Source organism: Kribbella sp. ALI-6-A, assembly GCF_001984195.1.
GTDB lineage: Bacteria > Actinomycetota > Actinomycetes > Propionibacteriales > Kribbellaceae > Kribbella.
This window is the reverse complement of the sequence record NZ_MTQN01000008.1, coordinates 512992-532687: the sequence shown is the minus strand read 5'-3', so window position 1 is coordinate 532687 and position 19696 is coordinate 512992. Positions and strand designations below refer to the sequence as shown.

General features: G+C 68.8%; 13 protein-coding genes. 8 read left to right on the top strand and 5 right to left on the bottom strand.

Annotated features, from left to right (window positions below; translation table 11 throughout):
• Nucleotides 1–3: 3 nt before the first annotated feature.
• Nucleotides 4–537, bottom strand: coding sequence for a hypothetical protein (locus BWI15_RS08505; RefSeq protein WP_077013741.1), 534 nt, complete (start codon nt 535–537; stop codon nt 4–6).
• 778 nt (nt 538–1315) lie between these two features.
• On the opposite strand from BWI15_RS08505, the gene BWI15_RS08500 reads away from it, so the two are divergent.
• The 4 genes from BWI15_RS08500 to BWI15_RS08485 all read left to right on the top strand — a co-directional run bounded on the left by BWI15_RS08500 (nt 1316) and on the right by BWI15_RS08485 (nt 10416).
• Nucleotides 1316–3760: a S1 family peptidase gene (locus tag BWI15_RS08500; protein WP_083750620.1), complete on the top strand. Its 2445-nt coding sequence runs from the start codon at nt 1316–1318 to the stop codon at nt 3758–3760.
• Between the two features lie 48 nt (nt 3761–3808).
• Nucleotides 3809–7891 carry a hypothetical protein gene (locus tag BWI15_RS08495; protein WP_083750619.1) on the top strand — a complete coding sequence of 1361 codons (4083 nt, stop codon included), beginning with the start codon at nt 3809–3811 and terminating at the stop codon, nt 7889–7891.
• 82 nt (nt 7892–7973) lie between these two features.
• Nucleotides 7974–9203 (top strand): NucA/NucB deoxyribonuclease domain-containing protein, encoded by a 1230-nt coding sequence (locus BWI15_RS08490; protein ID WP_168197277.1) that lies wholly within the window; start codon nt 7974–7976, stop codon nt 9201–9203.
• A 130-nt stretch (nt 9204–9333) separates the two neighbouring features.
• Nucleotides 9334–10416 (top strand): ArsR/SmtB family transcription factor, encoded by a 1083-nt coding sequence (locus BWI15_RS08485; protein ID WP_143465447.1) that lies wholly within the window; start codon nt 9334–9336, stop codon nt 10414–10416.
• 78 nt (nt 10417–10494) lie between these two features.
• On the opposite strand, the gene BWI15_RS08480 is transcribed toward BWI15_RS08485, so the two are convergent.
• Both BWI15_RS08480 and BWI15_RS08475 read right to left on the bottom strand, forming a co-directional pair.
• Entirely contained in the window at nt 10495–12663 is a 2169-nt protein-coding gene (locus tag BWI15_RS08480; protein ID WP_083750618.1) for a GMC oxidoreductase, read from the bottom strand.
• A 40-nt stretch (nt 12664–12703) separates the two neighbouring features.
• A complete protein-coding gene (locus BWI15_RS08475) occupies nt 12704–13300 on the bottom strand; it encodes a TetR/AcrR family transcriptional regulator (protein ID WP_077013735.1) in 597 nt (198 codons plus the stop codon).
• A 44-nt stretch (nt 13301–13344) separates the two neighbouring features.
• On the opposite strand from BWI15_RS08475, the gene BWI15_RS08470 reads away from it, so the two are divergent.
• Both BWI15_RS08470 and BWI15_RS08465 read left to right on the top strand, forming a co-directional pair.
• Nucleotides 13345–14664 (top strand): M14 family zinc carboxypeptidase, encoded by a 1320-nt coding sequence (locus tag BWI15_RS08470; protein ID WP_077013734.1) that lies wholly within the window; start codon nt 13345–13347, stop codon nt 14662–14664.
• A gap of 117 nt (nt 14665–14781) precedes the next feature.
• Nucleotides 14782–15069, top strand: a complete 288-nt coding sequence (locus tag BWI15_RS08465) for a DUF1330 domain-containing protein (protein ID WP_077013733.1) — start codon at nt 14782–14784, stop codon at nt 15067–15069.
• A 365-nt stretch (nt 15070–15434) separates the two neighbouring features.
• On the opposite strand, the gene BWI15_RS08460 is transcribed toward BWI15_RS08465, so the two are convergent.
• Together BWI15_RS08460 and BWI15_RS08455 are read right to left on the bottom strand one after the other, a co-directional pair.
• Entirely contained in the window at nt 15435–16160 is a 726-nt protein-coding gene (locus BWI15_RS08460; RefSeq protein WP_083750616.1) for a GNAT family N-acetyltransferase, read from the bottom strand.
• A 202-nt stretch (nt 16161–16362) separates the two neighbouring features.
• A complete protein-coding gene (locus tag BWI15_RS08455; protein ID WP_077013732.1) occupies nt 16363–17508 on the bottom strand; it encodes an epoxide hydrolase family protein in 1146 nt (381 codons plus the stop codon).
• Between the two features lie 62 nt (nt 17509–17570).
• Here BWI15_RS08455 and BWI15_RS08450 point away from each other — a divergent pair, with 62 nt between their 5' ends.
• Nucleotides 17571–18569 carry a helix-turn-helix transcriptional regulator gene (locus BWI15_RS08450; protein ID WP_077013731.1) on the top strand — a complete coding sequence of 333 codons (999 nt, stop codon included), beginning with the start codon at nt 17571–17573 and terminating at the stop codon, nt 18567–18569.
• A gap of 4 nt (nt 18570–18573) precedes the next feature.
• Nucleotides 18574–19686 carry a winged helix DNA-binding domain-containing protein gene (locus tag BWI15_RS08445; RefSeq protein ID WP_077013730.1) on the top strand — a complete coding sequence of 371 codons (1113 nt, stop codon included), beginning with the start codon at nt 18574–18576 and terminating at the stop codon, nt 19684–19686.
• Nucleotides 19687–19696 lie beyond the last annotated feature (10 nt).

Below are 19696 nucleotides of genomic sequence, written 5' to 3'. Positions count from 1 at the left end.
CGCCTACGACGGAACTTCGGCGGCGATTCTCTGCAGATGCCACGCTCTACATCGCAAGCACGGCCGGCCGAGCTTGAGGGTGGCGCGTAGATGGTGCTCGCCGCCTACTACGGCCGCAGCTGATTGCTTCGCCGCAATACGAGGGTCGACCGCCAGGTCGGCGGGCAGCGTCCAACCGCACAAGACGGGCCGGAAAGTCTCCGCAGGAGGGGCATCCGACCTGTCGCAAGCGGCGATGCTCTCAAGCATCGCCGCCACGCCGGATGTAGCTCCACGACTGGCCAAGAAGTGTCGAGCGTGAATCCTGAGAAGCTTCATCTGCCGGCCGAGACGGTGCCGTTCGAACAGGACAAAACCCAGCACTACCAGAACAAAGAAGACCCGCACGAGCGTCCGCGGCGGCGCATCCAGCACCGCGTAACCGCCGTCGGTCAGCCCGGCGGCGCGTTCGAAGTGGTTGTGGGCGCCCGGCGCCAACAGTTCGTCGATGCTGTCCACCACCGGGAAGCCGAGCGGTCCGGCAACCACCGTACCCATCGTCCACTGCGTCGTATGCCGTGATTCATGCCGCTTGATCGGGAGCAGTCAGGGCGTCGTTCTTCTAGATGGCCGGAGTGCGGCGATGCTGAAGCCCAGTGCAATGAGGACGAGACCCGCTGACACGACGCCCAGGATGGCCTTGGCGAGGGTTCCATCAGCGGTAACCATCCTGGCTACGAGCACTCCGACAACGCAGAGGATGACGGCCCAGTACGCGATGAGCCAACGCACAGAAGGCCTTCCCACGAGCACTCAATCCTCCTCTTCTGCCCACTCAATACAATCGTCCATCATCCCCGTGCCAGCACCAATCAACCCGAGGCCCATGCCCGCCATACCCAGGGCCACAGGCAGGGCCAAACCTCCACTCGCAGTTGCACCTTGGGCGGTCCAGTTGGCGGTGGTGGTGTCGTGGCGGCCGTCCCGGTAGCGGCGAGTTGTTTGCCTGACGGGTCGTAGGTGTAGGTGGCGGACAGGGCGCCGGCGTTGGTGATCAGGTTGACCGGACTGGCTTGGTTGTCGAGGGCGTAGTAGTCGGTGGCTCCTCCAGGGCGATGAGTTCGTTCTGGTCGGCACCGCCCCACGTGTAGGTGCTTGAGTTGGAGCCGTTCGTTCTGGTCGGCACCGCCCCACGTGTAGGTGCTTGAGTTGGAGCCGTTCGTGCGGGTGGTCCCACCACCGTGGCGAAAACGGGGCCCCCGCCGGGAATTCGGCCTCGGCCGAAAATCCTTCTGGCGCGTACGGCGGCCACCCCATACTCGTGCCCCATCAGGGGATGCGAGTAATCGTCGGAGGGGACGGCATGGTGCGGAAACTACTTGTCGCGTTGCTGGTGGGGGTGATCGGCGTCGCGGCGCCGGCGATTGCTGCGCAGGCGATCTCGGGTGGTGGCACAGTGAACCCGAGCTGGGTCGGGTTCGTGGTCAAGATCAACATCGGGGGCGCAAACCCGCAGGCGTGCACGGGCGCCCTGGTCGATCCGCAGTGGGTGGTGACCGCGGCGAGCTGCTTCGCCGAGGGTGCCGAGGGCGTAGTCAAACCGGGCTTTCCGGCCAGTCCGACGACGGCGACCGTCGGGCGCCCGAATCTCACGGCCGTGGCCGGACAGGTTCTACCGGTCGATCGGGTCGTGCCACATCCGGTCCAGGACGTCGCGCTGCTGCGGCTGGCGCTGGTTGCGACGACCGGGACGCCGATCTCGGTGAGCGCGACGGCGCCTTCGGCCGGCGAACTCCTGGCAGTCAGCGGGTACGGCCGTACGGATGACACCTGGGTGCCCGACGAGGTGGAGGCCGCGACGGTGGCGGTCGGCAACGTCTCGGGTGCGACCTTCGGCGTACTCGGGCACGAGAACCCGACGACCCCGGCGGACGAGCCACCCGTCTCTGCCTGCCAGGGCGATGCCGGCGGGCCCATCACCCGGCCCGGAGCCTCGGGTGGACAGCCGGAAGTGGTGGGACTGCTGATCGGCGCTGCCCATGACGGCTGCTTGGAGCAGCCCAGCGGGGTGGGCACCGGCGCCACGGCGGTCCGGCTCGACGGTCTGCGCGACTGGATCGAGACCAATACTCCCGGATACCGGAGCGGGTTCCATGCGACGTACCTGAGCGTGGCCAGCCCCACGACGCCTGGGAAACAAGGGGGAATCGGCGGGTTCGACTTCCACCTGGCCCAGGACCAGGTGGTGGCGTTCGACTTCGACCACTCGGGTCGGCAGGACCACCTGCTCATGTACCGGCCCGGAAGCAACGTCGTCATCATCTCGAAGCTGGACTTCAAGAACCCTCAGGACCCTGCGGACGACAAGTACGTGGCGGTGTTCGTGAGCAAGACCGGAATCGGCGGGTACGCGCTGACGAACACCGCCGACCGGATCGTGCCGTTCGACTACGACCACGACGGTCAGCTGGACGAACTGGCCGTCTACCGGCCGGGCGCGCAGCAGCTGACGGTCATCACCCATGGTCAGGGGTCCTCGTTCGGTACGGCGTACTCCACACCGTGGTCGATGCTGAGCGCCGACGCCCAGCTCCTGGCGTACGACTTCGACCGCGACGGGAAGTCGGACGACCTGATGGCGTACCGGCCCAGCAGCAACCAGGTCTCGGTGATCACCAAGGGCACCGGCGCCGCCTTCACGGACAAGCTGCCCATCACGTCAGGCGGTCTGCCCGGCTACACCCTGACCGCTGCCGACCGCGTCGTGGCCTTCGACTACGACCACACTGGCAAGGCTGACGATCTGTTCGTGTACCGCCCAGGTGCGTCGCTGCTGACCGTTTTCACCCGCGGCTCCGGCAACACCTTCACCAAGACGTACAGCACCTCGTGGTGGATGCTGGGCAACGCGAACGCTCACGCCATCGCCTACGACTACGACCACGACGGCCGCGCCGACGACATCCTGGCCTACCGCTCCGGGGAGACCGGCCACCACTCGATCATCTCCAAGGGGCCAGGCACGGCTTTCGAGGACAAGGTGCCGCTCACGGCGGGCGGAATCGGCGGCTACGACCTTCGCGTCGTGTCCGACCGGATCGTCGCCTTCGACAGCGAGCACATCGGCAGCCGGACGAACCTGCTGACCCACCGCCCCGGCTCCGGTATCGCCTGGGTGATGGATCGCCTCGACCCGCCACTGCCCAGTACGACGCCGGTCCAGCGCCCACGGGGCGAGCAGTCCCTGGTCGAGGAGTTCGCCTATCCCGAGCGATTCATCCGCTCGGGGCCGGTGCCCAACTTCCCGGACGTCGACGACGACCCGGACAACCCGGACTGGGGCGGCGCGCGCGCACCGGAGCTCGAGTTCGAGCTGGTCTCGGGGGACGGACACATCGTGTGGGTCTCCTGCGCGACGGCGCCGGCCGACGGCGTGGGGGTGCTGAAGGTGTTCCCGGGCCTGCTCGACGGCGCTGCGAAGGTCGGTGAGGACCACTTGGGCGTGACGGCCGTCTGCTTCAAGGTGCTCGGCGATCAGGGCCACCTGAAGCTGCGCATCCCTAACGTCTTCGAGATCCAGGGCGACAGCCGCGCCGCGGGCGCCGGGCACGACGTGAACGCGACCGTGACGAACCTGGAGACGGGCGCCGAGCGGACCAAGCTGGTCGAGGCGAACGAGAGCGAGCAGTTCGGTTACGTCGACGCGAACTGCGACACCAGCGATCCGGACTTTCCGGACAACTGCCAGGAAGCGCTGCTGGAGATCCGGGTTGCCGGCTGACGACGCCACGGCCGACCGATCGCGCAGGTTGAAGGGGAGGAACGCACGATGAGCAGAATGTTCGGAGTCGCGCGACCGGGCCGGTCCGGTCGTGGTCGGGCCTTGGTCGCACTCCTGGTGGCCGCCGCGCTGACGGCGACGTCCGGTGTAGTACCGACTGTGGCCTCGGCGCAGCGCGGCGCAGCCACCAAGTGCGAGCGCCAAATCGTCTTGGACGCGTGGATCACCGGCGGAATGAACGTGCATCCCGCCGCCGCCGAAGCTCTGCTGGGCGGTGAGCCGGAGATCTGCGCGTTCCTGGAACAGCTGCCCGGTCTGGTCGCACTGGACGACCGCGAGGCGGCCGGCCGGATGAAGGCAGGCGGCGGGGTCAACGTCGCCCAGGCGGCCAATGCCGCTCTGCGGTCCGACCAGGAGGGGGCGGTTACCGAGTTCCTCCGGTCCGGCTGGCAGTCGGCGCGCCAGATGGACCTGCGCGGCGGAGTCGGTGAGATGAAGGCGGTCGGCGGTCCGCAGGTGCGGGCCGCCGCCCAGGCCGCGCTGAACAACGGCTCTGCCGACGTCCTGGGTAAGTTCCTCGACTCAGGCTGGCGTCAGCCCTACCGGATGGACCTGCGGGCGAGTGTCAACGCCGCGATGGCCAAGGGCGGTCCGGAGGTGCAGGCGACCGCGAACCGGGCGCTGAACGACGGCAGTCTGGAGATGCTGGTCCGGTTCGTCGAGATCGACTGGGGTGTCGCGCAGGCTCGCGACAACGAGAAGCAGACGCTCACCGACCTCAGGAACGTGGCCGCGGAGGCAACGCGGCGGGCAGCGCTCGAGGCGACGGCCGCCGTCGCACAGGCGCGGGTTGCGCGGGCCGAGGCCGATGCGGCGCGGCTGGCCGCTGAGGAGGCGCGGAACAAGGCGAAGCAGGCTGGGCAGAACTCGGCGGTGGCCAAGCAGCAGGCCCGGATCGCCGCTGGTGCGGCCGACAAGGCTGTCGCGGCCGCCGAAGTCGCTGTCAGCGCTGCTCGTGCCGCAGGTAACGCGGCCAGGGCGGCGGCGGGGGCTGCCGGCCGGGCCGCGACCGCCGCGGCCCGCGCGCACACGAAGGCGGGCGAAGCATGGTCGGCGGCCACGGACGCCGAGCTCGCCGAGAGTGATGCTGCCGCGGCCTTCGCCGCTGCCACGAGGCTCGGTGCGGTCGGCGCCGACATGCCGGGGTGGCGGTCGGGCATCGACCAGATCGTGGCCGTTAACTCCGCGGCGCTGGACGCCGTGCTCGCCGCGGGCGCGGCGCGCCAGGCCACCTACGCGGCGGGCGTCGCCGCAGAAGAGGCCGGGGCCCTCGCGGGCGAGGCGAGCGCGGAGGCCAAGCTCGCACACGCCGCGGCAACGCGGGCCAAGGCGAGCGCGGAGCGGGCTCGACGCGCGACCGAGCAGGCGGCCCACTTCGCCGACATCGCGGTCGGTGCGGCACGGACCGCACGGGATGCCGCGGAGCGGGCCATCACGAACGCCGAGCAGGCCGCGGCCGCTGCGATCAGCGCGGGTCAGCACGCGGGCAACGCCGTCAATGCCGCCGAGCTCGCGAGCGCCCATGCCCAGAAGGCGTATCAGGCCGCGTCCGACGCGCTCGGCGCGGCGGAGCTGGCCCAGGAGGTCTACACCGCCGCCCGGGCTGCCGACGCCGAGCGTCTCCAGGACGAACTGGAGGCAGGGCTCGCGAGGGCACGGCGGGCGCAGGACGCGGCGGACGATGTCACCTACGACATGACCGTGACGCTGGACAGTCCGATGTCCGACTACCACTCCGACAAGACCAACACCCTGATCGACCAGGTCATCGAGCAGGCCGACGATCCGAACGCCGACCAGGCGCTGCTGGCGAAGAAGGCGCGCGAGGTGGCCCTGCAACTGGTGCATGTTCCGGGGACCTGGACGAGCATGGCGGCGGTCGAGGCTCTGGGCGCGGACGACGAGACGCGGGTCTTGGAATTCGTGCGAACCGCACTCCCGCAGGCCCAGGAGCAGGACGACCGGACGACGTTGTCGGGCCTGATGGTGATGGGGTCGGACGCCATGCGCCGGGCCGCCCAGCAGGCGCTCGACGGCACGGGTGCGCAGGTGGCGAGCTTCTTGCGCGAGCAGGTGTACCCCGAGCGGGTCCTCGAGGACCGCACGGAGATCAACAGACTCCTGGCCGACGCCAGGGCGAACGGTGGCACCGAAGTGGCCGGCGCCGCACAGGCGGCGCTGAACGACGGCAGCGCCACGGCACTGCGTCGCTTCCTCGAGACGACGTACCCCACCGCGCAGGCCATGGACGTTCGCGGGAAGGTGCAGCGGATCGCGGGTGACACCACGAACGGCGTCGAGGTCCGCAACGGCGCACAGATCGCCCTGGCCGGCACCACGGGGATGCAGATCGAGTTCCTCGAGGTCGGCCGGCACCAGGCCGCGCAACGCGACCTCGCCACCGCGACGCACAACTTCGTGGCGCTGTCGCTGACGGTGGAGACGTCGCAGATCGCACAGCAGGCCGTGGAGCTCGCCCGCCTGGCCCAGGCCGCCGCGGCGGATGCGAACAACTCCGCCAACGAGGCGATCGGTTTCCGCAACCAGGCGGTCGCGGCGGCCGAGGCAGCCCGAGGGTTCGCGGCGGAGGCCGTGGCACATGCCGAGAACGCCGCCGGATCCGCCGAGCGGGCCGCGGCGGCCGTGCGGACGGCGGCAGCGGCGGCGGCACGGGCCAACACCTCCGCTCGTCAGGCGGCGGGATCGGCGCAGTGGGCCCGTGCGTCCGCCGTCAGCGCGATGGAATCGGCGGCCAGCGCGTACGCGGCGTACGAGGACGCCTATGTCTCTCAGCTCGTCGCGGGAGCGCACGCCTCCGAGGCCGCGCGGATCGCGGCGGAAGTGTTCGAACGGCACAAGGAGGACGCCCAGAACAAGCTTCGCTCACTCCAGGCGAACTGGTACGGCCACTGCCGGAGAATTCCGGACAGCAACGGGGAAGTAGGAACCGATGAGGAGTGTCGCCAGTACCGGGACAGCATTCTCGGCGGTGACAAGAATCCCCTCTACGGCCCGTTCGCGCAGGAGAACGTCCGGGAGTGCCACCGGCTCTTCGCCGGCCAGGGACGGCAGTACGACACCTGCCTGGCGGCCGTGCTGAGCCCGGACTTCGACCGGGTGGTACGAGGGATCCACGGCCGGATCTCGGACACCGAGGACGCGGCGTACCGGGCCCGCGACCTGCAGTTCGGCGAGCTGATCTCGATCCTCGACGCGGCGAAGGGGGTCGGCGAGTGCAAGACGTTGCTCGGTGCGCTTCAGTGCCTGATCGAGCTCCCCGGCAGTGACCAGTACGGCGACTTCATGGATCGATGGAACAGCCTGAAGATTACCTACGACCCGGTTCAGCTTCCCGCCGAACTTCAGTTCGGCGGTAAGGACGTCTGGGGCCTGCCTGCGACGGTCTATCTGTCGGAGCACTGGTCCGACCAGGTGATCACCAACGCGATCGATGAGACGCAGTGGGCGCGAGAGCTGCTGGCCATCCTGCCGATCGAGTGCACTCTGGAGCAGGAGACCTGCGTGTACGACGACCTCGCGGCAACGCTGAGACAGATGAGCGATCAGTACCGGCCGGAGAACAACGTCGGTTACCTGGTCGACAAGTCGGGAGTGATCCTCGACCCGAGCGGGCTGCCGATCACGACCCCGCCGCCCGCCGACGATCTGGAGGCCTGGTCGCACTACGCGGTCGAGAGCGGGCTGCACGATGACGTGGCCGAGCTGCGTCAGCGACTGGCGATGCTCTACCTCCAGGAGTTCGGAGTCGCGCTGAGCCCACCCGCAAACCACCTGGAGACGAAGCTGGTGAACCTGGTGGCGTCGCGCGAGGTCGCGCTGCGCGACAACACGCTCCGGCTGGTGATGAACAACTCGGGCGGCGTCTGCGACGCGCTGCCGGCCGACGGCCAAGGGCCCGACGCTCAGCGGCAACTGGTCGCAGGTTGCCTGCAGGCGATCCAGCTCCTGCTGCCGGAGGGCACGTCGATGATCGTCTACTACCCGAATCCCGCCGACACGAGCCGGCTGCTCCAGGTGAAGCTCCGGGGCTTCGGTCGCTGGCGCGACTAGCCCACCGTCTCGTTTCCCTTCCCTTGACAGGTGACCGATGAAATCAGACTCAGGTCTACGGACCACTCGTTCGGTGCGGACGGTGGCAGCGATCGCCCTCGCGGCGGTCCTGGCTCCGCTGCCCGCCTTCGCCGGCGACGACCCATCCATCCGTTCGACGGACAGCGCCGGGACGGCGTACGCCGTCCATTCCCGGGCCGCGACCGTCGCGCAGCCGCGCGCCGGTGCGCGCCTCACCTCCACGGGAGGCTGCGCTGACGCGACCGCACCAGGCGTCGAGGTCTGCCTCGCCGTCGACACCGCCAAACGGTCGTCGAAGGCCGGTGCCGATCGGCGAGCCGCCGCTGCAGTGCCCCAGTGGTGCCAGCAACTCGGTACGGGCGCAACGAGCATGCTCCGCACGGAGGCGTGCACGGTCTCGCCGGGGACACTCACCGTGCGAAGAACTCAGAGCGGTGTCACCAGGGTGACCGGCCTGATGCGCTTCACGGTCTACCAGCACACCACGACGTCGGTGACGTCTCCGGTCTGGACGCACCAGGTCACCGTCACGGCGGACTTCGTGTCCGGCGACGCGAAAGGCACCGAGGTGAGAGGAGTGGCCGACTGCTCCGGTGAGTGCGCGGACCACTCCCAGTCCTTCCCGTTGGCGACTCTGTCCGCGTCCGGTGCCAGCGTGTCTGGCGAGTCGAGCTTCGAATGGCCCGTCGAGTTCGACGAACGCGGGACGGCGACGCCCTGGTGGACCTTGTCCTTCCGTGCTCCCCCCATTGCCGAGCCGCATCCGCTCGACGTGCCCACCGCGGCCGAGGTGCGGTGCGACAACGAGCTCCCCGGCGTGTCGAGCCCCGGTTGCGTCTTCGCCGCTTCGGTCCCGGTCATCACCTGGTACAGCTCCGCTCTCCCGGCGTACGGACGGCACATCAAGGAGGCGCAGGCGAGCGGTCTTCCAGGGTCGCCCGGTTCGGGCCGGCCTCTGCACCGCCTCACGAACCCCGCGTTCCAAGAGGTGAACCGCGCCACGTCCTGCCCGTCGTCCTTGCCGCGGCCGAGCGACAAGAGCTGCGACGAATACCCCTTCGCCTCGACCTATGAGGGCGGATACACCGGCGGTGGAACGGGGGGCCGGACGTTCGAGTGGTGCGAGATCGCCGACAGCGACACCCACCGGATCGGGCGCACCGGGCCGGGGTTCAGCGCCTGCATGATCGACGAAGAGGAGAACAGCGGGGCCGGCAGGGAGTTGAACACGCTGCTGTACATCCCCTACCGGGTGCTCGACAACGATCCTTTCCACGTGGAGATCCAGTGATCCGGATTCTCACCACGGGCCGGCGCCATCGACGCCGCCCTCGTCCCGATCGCACGGTCGCCCCCGGCCCGGCTGTCAGATCTCCGCAGCTGTGACAGCGTTCTGAAAGCGCTGCCACGTGGAATGGGTGGTGACGCCGAAAGACGGCGTCACCACCCATGCGCGGGTGCGCCGGAGGTTGCCGATGCTGCGGATCCACTTCACCTCGGAGGACCTGACCCGTGTCCGGCTCGCATCCGGACCGGACCCCCGGTGGGAAGCGATCCTGAGCACGCACCACGTCAACTCGGCCGGCGGTCCGCCGGTCTTCGCCGAGTGGCGCTCGCGGGTGGAGTCCGCATTGTCCAGGGAGGCGCGTGCGTACGTACGACTCGCGCGCTCGCGGGGATGCTCACTCGACTTCCTCGCGCCCGTTGCTGGCGCCGGCCAGGACGAGCGCCACGACACAGTGCTGAGCACATCGACCGCCCGCTTCCGGAACGAGCTGGGAATCCTTGGCCGACAGGGTGAGATGCCCCGGTGGGCTGCGGGTCCGCCGGACTCGGCCAGAGCCTGGCGACAACTGGCCACTGCCCTCCGGGCCTACCACGACCAGGCCATCGCGCCGTACTGGAGTGCGCTGCGCCGCGATGTCGGCACCGACATCGCAGCTCGCGCGCGGATCCTTGCCGGCGCTGGGACGGCGGCCCTCCTGGCCTCGGTGCACCCGTCGATCACCTGGCGCGAGCCGGTGCTCACCATCGAAACCAGCGCGGAGCGTGACTTGCACCTGGAGGGAAGAGGCCTGACTCTGCAGCCGGCCTACTTCTGTTGGCGCGCTCCTTTCTCGCTGACCGGCCAGGCCCTCGCACCTGTTCTCGTCTACCCGATCTCGCACCGGATGTCGTCGCTCCAGCCATCCGGGACAGATCAGCACGAGCGCGCACTCGCCGCGCTGCTGGGCAAGACGCGCGGAGCCGCGCTAGTCGCACTGACCTACGGCGCGAGCACGGGCGAGCTGGCAAGGCAGCTCGGTGTTTCCGCGCCGTCGGCCTCCGAGCATGCAGCCGTGCTGCGCAAAGCCGGTCTGGTCGCGTCACAACGGGAGCGGAACGGGGTGTGGCACACCCTGACACCGCTCGGCCACGCCGTGCTCGACGCCGGTACGACGCTGCGGGAGGCCGGCGAGCGTTCGCGCGTCCGGTCGCAGGTCCGACCCACAGGGGCTCCTTGACTTCTTCGCCTCACTCCCGCGTTAGTCGGCCGCCGCGGCCAGTGAACCGCGCCGTCGTCCGGCCCGCCCTTGCGCGGATCAGCGGCGGGCGATGAGGCCTCGTGCGGCCTGGGCGGTGAAAAAGCCGGCGAAGCGGGCTCGCGCGGCCATGCGGTTGCGGCGGCTGTAGGCCTCACCACGCAAGGACAAACCGAGGGACAGTGCGCCGGGCACGCTGAACCGTACGACGCCCGATCCGACCGGGCCGCCGCCCTCGGCCGGGTGCACGTCGAAAGACAGCGTGGTCAGGTCACTCCACAGTGCCAGCGGGTTTCCGCGACGCTGGTTCTTCACGCCGCGCAGCACCCAGTCGGTGCCGTCGTCGGCGACGAAGCCGAGGTCGTACTGCATGGCGACCGAGTCGCCGCTCGGAAACAGTGCCAGCGTCCCGGCGACCTCAGTCTCGGCCGTGACCGCTCCGACCGTGACGGTGCCGCTGACGGTGAGCTTGTGCCGTGGGTCCGCCCTGAACGGCTGCCACCCGGGCATCCGGACCGACAACCGCAGATCCACTGCCGCGCTCCCGTCGGGGAACCGCGCCGTCCCGGTCATGCGTTCCTGGAATCGCACCCCGTTGCCCACGGTCTCCACCCGAGCCTGGGCCATCGCTGCCATCGCGGCGTCCTCGGGCACGTTGGCCGGTACGACGTCGCGCATCTCCGGGGCGCACCACGTCGGGTCGCCGACGTGCCGGCGGATCGCGTGTTCGACCATCCGCTCGGCCATGGCCGTGATCGTGGCGGACGGATTGGTACCGGTGGCCCCCGGCACCGCCGCTCCGTCGACCACGAACAGCCCGGGATAGCGGTGTACCTGGCCGTACTCGTCGATCACGGCCGTCGCCGGATCCTTGCCCATCGGTGTCCCGCCGAGGTTGTGCACCGTGACGGCCTGCTTGAGGAACCGCCACGTCGGCGTCAGCCTCATCCGGCCACTGAGCTGCCGTGCGACCTCGCGGGACGCCCGGCTCTGCGCGGCGTACAGATCCTTGTTGGCGATGTATCGCCAGTCCACGGCGGCTTCGTTCTTGTGGTCGAGTTTGAGCCGGCCGTCGGAGCTGTCGCGGCCCATCAGCAGCAGCGTCATGATGTTGTCGCCGCGCCGTGGTCCGGTGCGGAACCGCTTGGTCCACGAGCGGATCGCATCCAGCGGCGCCTGGGCCGGGTTGAGCCCAGCCACCAGCATCGCGAGCCGGCGCGGATAGCTGCCGTCCTGCACCTGGAACCACAACCGCCGGCCGTCGATCTCACAGTCCACGATGCTGGTGGTGGTGATGGTCGGCCCGTGGTCCGGGTCGAGCGGAGTCTTGGTCCGACGGACGAACGCGAGGAAGTCACCGTTGCCGGAGAACCCGTTGCCCAGCGCCGGCGACAGGCCCGGCAGGGTCCGGGCGACGTCCCGCGCGCGCAGCAACAGCTCCGTCGTACCGACCGCGCCGGCGCCCAGCCACACCTGCGTACCGGTCACCGTGCGGGACTCCCCGGCCTCGTGGTCCAGGTAGCGAACCCGGTAGCCGCCGCCCTCGACCGGCTCGATGCCGGTGACCTCGCATCCGGTCCGGCCCTCGGCGCCGGCCTTCTCGGCCACGGTCAGGTAGTTCAGGTCGAGGCTGTTCTTCGCGCCCCGGTTGCAGCCCAACACGCACTCCGCCAGGAATGTGCAACCCAGCTGCTCAGCGCCGTGCCGGTTCTTTTCGGGTACGTCGGGAGCGTCGGTGAACCGGACGGCGAGGTTTGGCCGAACTGTGCCCGCCGGCCGGCCCATCCCGTTGACCGCCAATTCCATCGCCGCGGTCCGCAACGGATACTCACCGGTGGCCGGATCCGGAGTCACCGGCCCTACCTCGAGCATGTGCGCGGCCAGGTCGTAGTACGGCGCCAGCGTGTCCCGGGTGTGGGCGCTCGGCCAGTGGTCGTCGAACACGTCGGCGGGCGGCCGGGCGAAGACGTTCGCGTACACCAGCGAGCCGCCACCCCAGCCCGCGGCCTGCACACTGACCATCTGGTCCAGCCAGCGGACGTCGTACAGCCCGCGCCCGAACCGCCACAACCAGCCGTCCTTGAGATCCGCGTCGTTGCGCGGAAAAGACCCACGCGGCCAGCGGCGGCCCCGCTCCAGGACGACGACGCGCAGACCGGCCTGCGCCAGCCGCGCCGCCGCGACCGACCCGCCGAACCCGGTGCCGACCACTACCGCGTCAAACTCCATGGTCGATCAGCGTAGCCACAATCGCCATCTCCCTTGTGCCTCACCGATCCGCGGCCGACACCGGCGCCAACGCGGCGCACGCGGAGGACAGATCGACCTCGTCGTCGTCCAGCCACAGACTGCGCTGGATCAGCCCGCGGGCCAGGGACACGGCCAAGATCGCCACTCGACCCGCCATCTTCGCGCTCAACGCGGTGCCGTCGGCGGCCGGCCTCCCGGTCAGCGCTGCCGCGAGGAAGTCGGCCAGCCGGTCGCCGTCACTGCGCAGGCGCTTCCGGAAGGCGGCGTCGTGCAGGGCGAGAGCAGCGAGTTCGAGCTCGAACCGGTAGAGCCGCCGGGAGCCGTCGGACCGCGCGGACGCCGCCATCGCGGCCCCGAACTCGCGGAGGATCTCCTCGACCGAGCCGTCGGCCGGCAGGGCGAGTTCGTCGATCGACTCGCCGCGGCACGCCGCGATCGCGGCGTAGAACAGCTCCTGTTTCCCGCCGAACACCGAGTACACGGCGCCGGTCGACAGGCCCGCCACGGCCGCGATGGTCTCCACCGTGGCGGCCCGGTACCCGTGCTCGGCGATCACGTCGATCGCCGCCGCGGTCAGCGCCTGCCGGTTTCGCTGCTGAATCTCTGCCCGCTTCATCGTGCTGTTGAGATTACGGCATTATCTGAATAATGTCATTATCTATGATTCTCTCGCAGCTCCTCGACCAGGTGCCGGAGCAAACCGTCTTTCCGACCCCCGAGGAGGTCGACGAGCGGCTGCTCGCGCTGGCCGATCGGCATCCGGAACTGGTCCGGCGCCGCCGGCTCGGCACCTCCCGGCTGGGTGAGGAGATCCACTTGGTCTCGATCGGCTCGGGTCCCCGGGAGGCTCTGGTCGTCGCCGGTCCGCATGCGAACGAGCCGGTCGGGTTCCTGACCGTGCCCTATCTGGCCGAGTCGCTCTGCCCAGAGAGCAGCTCCGCGACCATGGGGCCGCTCAGCGCGGAGTACACCTGGCACTTCATCGGTTGCCTCGATCCCGACGCCGCCCGGCTCAACGAGGGCTGGTACGGCGGACCCTTCACCCGGCGCCACTACGCACGGAACCTGTACCGCCCTCCCCTGGCCGAACAGATCGAGTGGAGCTTCCCCGGCGACGGGTCGGCGGCGGACGTCCCACCCGAGACCCAGGCGCTGATGGAGGCCATCGACTCGATCCGGCCCGACCTGCTGGTCTCGCTGCACAACGGTGAGTTCGGCGGAGTCTTCTACTATGTGACGCGCGAAGTGCCGGGCCTGGCCCAGGCCCTCACCGAGCTGGACGTGGGCATTCCCTTGCATCTCGGCGATCCCGAGCTGCCCGGCGCCCGGCCACTCGCGCCCGGCGTCTTCCTCGCTCCGACGAGCACCGAGGTGAACGCCGCGGTGACGACGACCGGCACCTCGAGTCTCGAGTACGCGGCACGACGACATGGCACGTTGTCTCTCGTCGTCGAGGTACCGCAGTGGTCGGACCCGCGCAGCTGCGATCCCACCGGCAGCGGCGTCCCGCTCAGCGAGGTACTGACCGGCGCCGCGGACCTGCTCGACGGTGTGTCGGCCGCGATCGGGACGCGGCTCGATCCGGCGACGGCCACGCTGTCCGCGCCGGACTCACCGTTCGTCCGGTCGACCGCCGACGTACGGCGTACCGTCGATGGGCTCGCCACCGCCCTGCGCGCGCATTCCGGCGAGCACCAGCGCGAGGCGACGACGGCCGAGTGGTTCGGCTGGCAGCAGACGGCCCACTTGTTTCGGCTGCGCGGCTGTGGATCCGCGCTGCGGTTGCTCGCCGGCGAGCTTGCCGTCGGCAACCACTCCCCCGCCGTACGGCGGGCGCACCGGGAGCTGAGCGAGCTGTTCGACCAGTGGGCAACGGCGGCCGAGCAAGCGGCGCCCGGACGGCAGATACCACTGACGGAGCTGCTGCGGGCGCAGTTGGCGGCCATCCTCACCACCGCCGCGACGCTTACTCGGGCCTGAGCCCGCACCGGTGAATCGGGACGATCACACATGTTTCCGGGCGACAGCAACATAGAAAAGCCCCTCTCTGCTTCCTAGGCTGATGACAAGTCACCAACGACAATCAGGAGAAACGCCATGAGCGCCTATGTGGTCATCGATCTCGACATCGCCGACGCCGAGGGATTCCAGCAGTACATCGACGGCGTCAACCCGCTGATCGAGCGGGTCGGCGCCCGCAACGTCCTCGTCGATCCCGAGAGCCAGACCCTGGAGGGCGACTGGCACCCGCCGACCCTGGTCATCCACGAATTCCCCAGCAAGCAGGCCATCCTCGACTTCTGGAACTCCCCGGAGTACCAGCCGTTCAAGGAGCTTCGCCGCAAGTACTCCACCGTGAAGGTCGTCGTGGCCGAGGCCAACTGACCGTCTGCGAGCGGCGGGGATCGAGGCGACCGGGCCGGGGCCGTTCGGCAGTAGTGGGATGATGCTGTCGTGATCCCCCGGGCTCCGGCGTCGACGCGCGTGGTCGGCCCGGCTGCGTGCCTACCTGGTCCGCCACCTGCTTCCGAGCTTTGCGTTGAGAGCCGGCCAGCACCTCGGCGCGATCCCGCCCGCCGCGCCATAGCGTCGCTGTACAAGCCGGGCCACCGCCTGGCTCGTCGATCTGACGTCGGCGCTGAGTAAAGCACTGGTACGTGACCGCCCTGAAACAGCTGGACGTAGCAGTCCGGAAGGCGCAACCTCCCGATCAGCCTCGCCCACGCCCTGCACGGTACCTCTGCGGCTGCTCATCTGATGGTCCACAACCACCCGAGCGGTAGCAGACCTAGCTTGGCAGCGACTGACCGGGAAGCGAAGTTGTCTCGACCGGTGCTGTAGAAGATGACCTCGCGACATCGGCGTTCGAGCTTCCACCAAGCGACCGTGGCAGCCGCTGCAAGTCCGGCTCCTCGGTGATCCGGCCGGGTCCAGATGCCTGCTTCAGCGCTTTTCGGTGTCGAGGTGGGGGTGTGACAGATGGAGACTGGTTCGAGATCGTTCACTGCCATCGCCCACGGTCCGATTTCGCCGCAGATCAACTGTTTCCACTCGCAGACTTCCCAGTTGTCCGGCCGGACGAATCGCTGCGCGGCGGAGATCCCGGCGTCGTCGGAGACGACGATCGGCAAGCCCACGTGCGGAGCTTCGACGGATGAAGGGAAGACATAGGAGGGTCCGCCTGCCACGCTCAGCGTGGACGGAGGATCTGTCCTGTCGAGCAGACAGTTCTTCACCTGTGTCACCACAGTCGGTTCGATCTCCGGCGAGAAGTCCCCAGCGACGCTGAGATCGAGCGCGTCGATCACTTCGGCTGCAGTCGCGCTCAGAGCAAGGACTCGTGCGTTCGGCGACCATCCGAAGACGGCGGCGACATCCGATGTCGCCAGGCGTAGGTGCTCGCCTGGCGGATCGGGCGCGAGTCCGAAGATCGTGTCGATCTCCAGTTCTAGAAGGTGGTCGTCGTTACCGATCATTCTCCGAGATGGTAGACGGGTGTCGCTCTGCTCGATCCGGCGTGGAGTTGTTCCAGCGCGCTCCCGACTCCTCGAGCAACCGCACGGCTGCGAATCCGCAAGACCGCGGACGCCGGGAACGTACCCCGGCGTCCGCGGAAACCAGACGCCCTGCCATCGATGTCGGTGAGAAAGGTCGCGCCTTCCTCACCGTCTTCCCGGACTACGAGGTCGTGAGCTTGCCGAAGAACCCCTGGATGTCCTTGATCAGAAGGTCGGGAGCATCCTGGGTGGCCCAATGGCTGCCGCGGTCGTACTCGTTCCAGGACACGATGTTGGAGTGGTCGCGATCGGCGAACCGCCGCAGCGGCCGGAAGTCGTGGGCGAAGCTCGCCAGGCCGGTCGGCGTGGTGGTCGGTGTGGTGGGATGTTCGGCGTGGTGGTCCTCGTAGTAGAAGCGGGCCGAGGACGCACCGGTGTTGGTCAGCCAGTAGATCGTCGCGTTGGTCAGCACGTGCTCGTCGCTGGTGCCGCCCAGTAGCTGCGCGATCCAGGCCAGTTGGCCGGCGGGCGAATCGGCCAGGGCGTGGGCGAGGGTCTGCGGCTGCGTCTCCTGCAGTTTGGCGTACGCCGACATGCTGTCCCGGAAGGTCTGCAGAAACGTCAGGTATCCGACCTCGTGCTCGGACAGGCCTTCCAGCTCGGCCGGGTCGCCGGACGGGAACGAGAACAGCTGGGTCACGTGGACGCCGATGACGTGGCTCGGATCGATCCGGCCGAGTTCAGGTGCTACGAACGCGCCCGCGTCGTTGCCGTGGGCACCGTACTTGTCGTAGCCGAGGCGATGCATCAGCTCGGCCCAGGCGCGCGCGGTCCGGTACCTGTTCCAGCCTTGATCCGCGGTCGGGCCGGAGAATCCGAATCCGGGCAAAGACGGGATCACCAGGTGGAAGGCCTGACCTTCGGTCGGTGCGGTCAGAGGCTCGATCAGTTCGAGGAACTCGACCACGCTGTTCGGCCAGCCGTGCGTCAGCAGCAGCGGGACAGCGTCCGGGTCGGCCGATCGCACATGCAGGAAGTGGATCTGCTGGCCGTCGATCTCGGTGACGAACTGCGGATACGCGTTCAACCGCGCTTCCCACTCGCGCCAGTCGTACGTCGTCCGCCACGCTTCCACGAGTCGCTGCACATAGCCGACCGGTACGCCGTACTCCCAGCCCGGCGGCACCGGTCCGGTCTGCACCGCTCCTTCGGTCTTCAGCGGCAGCTCGTTCGCCCAGCGGGTCCGGGCCAGTCTGCTCTGCAGGTCGTCGAGGTCGGCTTGCGGGATGTCGATCCGGAACGGGCGGATGTCGGTAGATGTCGTCATGGAAAGAACGCTATTTCCCTATTAGGCGAGCCAGCTTCCTAATGGACTGGCAGACTTTTCGCATGATCGAGACCTCGGCACGGCTGCTGAAGCTGCTCGCGTTGCTCCAGTCGCCACGCGACTGGACCGGTGCCGAGCTGGCAGGAAAGCTCGACGTCAGCCCCCGCACCATCCGCGCCGACATCGAACGGCTCCGAGGCCTGGGCTATCCGGTCGACGCGACCCGAGGCTCTGTCGGCGGCTACCGACTCGGCGCCGGCGGATCGCTGCCACCACTGCTCCTGGACGACGACGAGGCCGTCGCCGTGGTGATCGGGCTACGGAAATCCGCCGAGCTCACCGGGCTGGAAGAGAGCTCATTGCAAGCGTTGACCAAACTCGAACAGGTCCTGCCGTCCCGCCTGCGCCGCCGCGTCAACTCCATCGCCGCGTTCACCGTCCAGGTCCCCCACGACGAACCCGCACCGGTGATCGATCCGGAACTGCTCTCCCAACTCGCCGCGCTCTGCCGCGATCACGAGCAGCTCAGATTCGACTATCTGTCGCACCGCGCTGAACCCACCAGACGCAAGGTCGAGCCCTACCGTCTCGTCAACTGGGGACGCCGCTGGTATCTGGTCGGCTACGACCTCGATCGGCAGGACTGGCGGACGTTCCGGGTCGACAGGATTTCGCCCCGCATACCCACCGGGCCACGGTTCACGCCTCGCCGGCTCCCTGAAGACGGTGACGTCGCCACCTACCTCTCCCGGCGGGTATCAGCGGCCGGCTGGCGCTATCGCGCCCGAATCATCGTCCACGCACCGGCGGAGACCATGGCTGCTCAACTACCGCCGGCGGCCGGCACCATCGAACCGATCGACGAGCACACCTGCCTGTTCAGCACCGGGTCAAGCTCCGTGAAAGGCCTCGCGGTGCACCTGGGCCTGCTCGACACCGACTTCGAGATCCAGGACGGACCGGCCGAACTCCACGCGTACCTTGAGCAGCTCGCCGAACGCTACAGCCAGGCGTCCCGATCCGAGCTGAAAGCGCCGTCCATCCAGCCAACAGAGATTTGACACTATGACGAGCCTGCTGAGCCGGCGCGACCTCAACCGCGCCACCCTCGCCCGCCAGTTCCTGCTCTCCCGCACCGACCGGCCGGTGCCGGACGTGATCGAACATCTCGTCGGCCTCCAGGCGCAGACACCGCACACCTGGTACACCGGCTTGTGGACCAGGATCGCCGGCTTCCACCCCGAAGTCGCCGCCGACGGGCTGGTCTCGCGAGCCTTGGTACGAATGGCAGTGATGAGGTCGACGATCCACCTGATCACGGCACGCGACGCCGGCGCTCTGCGCCCGCTTGTCCAGCCGGTCCTGGATCGCGATCTGTTCACCAACCACACGCACCGCGATGCGGTCCGCGACCTCGATGTGGACGCGGTAACCGCCGCCGGCCGCGACCTGCTCGCAGAGCGTCCGAGGACCCAGCGCGAACTCGGGCGACTCCTGCACGAGCGCTGGCCCGACTGTCCGCCCGCCAGCCTCGCGTACGCCGTACGCAACCTGGTGCCGCTCGTGCAGGTACCACCCCGCGGGTTGTGGGGTCAGAGCGGGTCGATCGCGCACACCACCGCGGAGTCCTGGCTCGGCGGCCGACCCGACGGGGGTCTTGATCTCGCCGGGCTGGTACGCCGCTACCTCGGCGCCTTCGGGCCTGCGTCGGTGCGCGACGTCCAGACCTGGTCAGGCCTCACCCGGTTGGGTGAAGTCATCGAACCGATGCGCAGCGAACTGCTCGTCTTCCGGGACGAGGACAACCGCGAACTGTTCGATCTGCCCGACGCGCCGCGACCCGGTGCCGACACGCCCGCGCCGCCGCGGTACCTCTACGACTTCGACAACCTGCTGCTCTCCCACGCCGACCGCTCCCGAATCATCACCGCCGATTTCCACCGCCACTCGTTCCGTCCGCACGGGCCAGTGCCGTCGGTGGTGCTGGTCGACGGCGAGACCGGTGGCGACTGGACGATCGAGCGGACGAAAACCGCCGCGACGCTACGAGTGCGCACCTACCGCCGGCCATCCGCCGAAGTCGCCGCGGCACTCGCCACCGAGGGCGCCGATCTACTCGCGTTCGCCGCCGCCGATGCCGAGCACCATGACGTCCAACTGCAGGTGGTGGACGACTGATCCCACACCC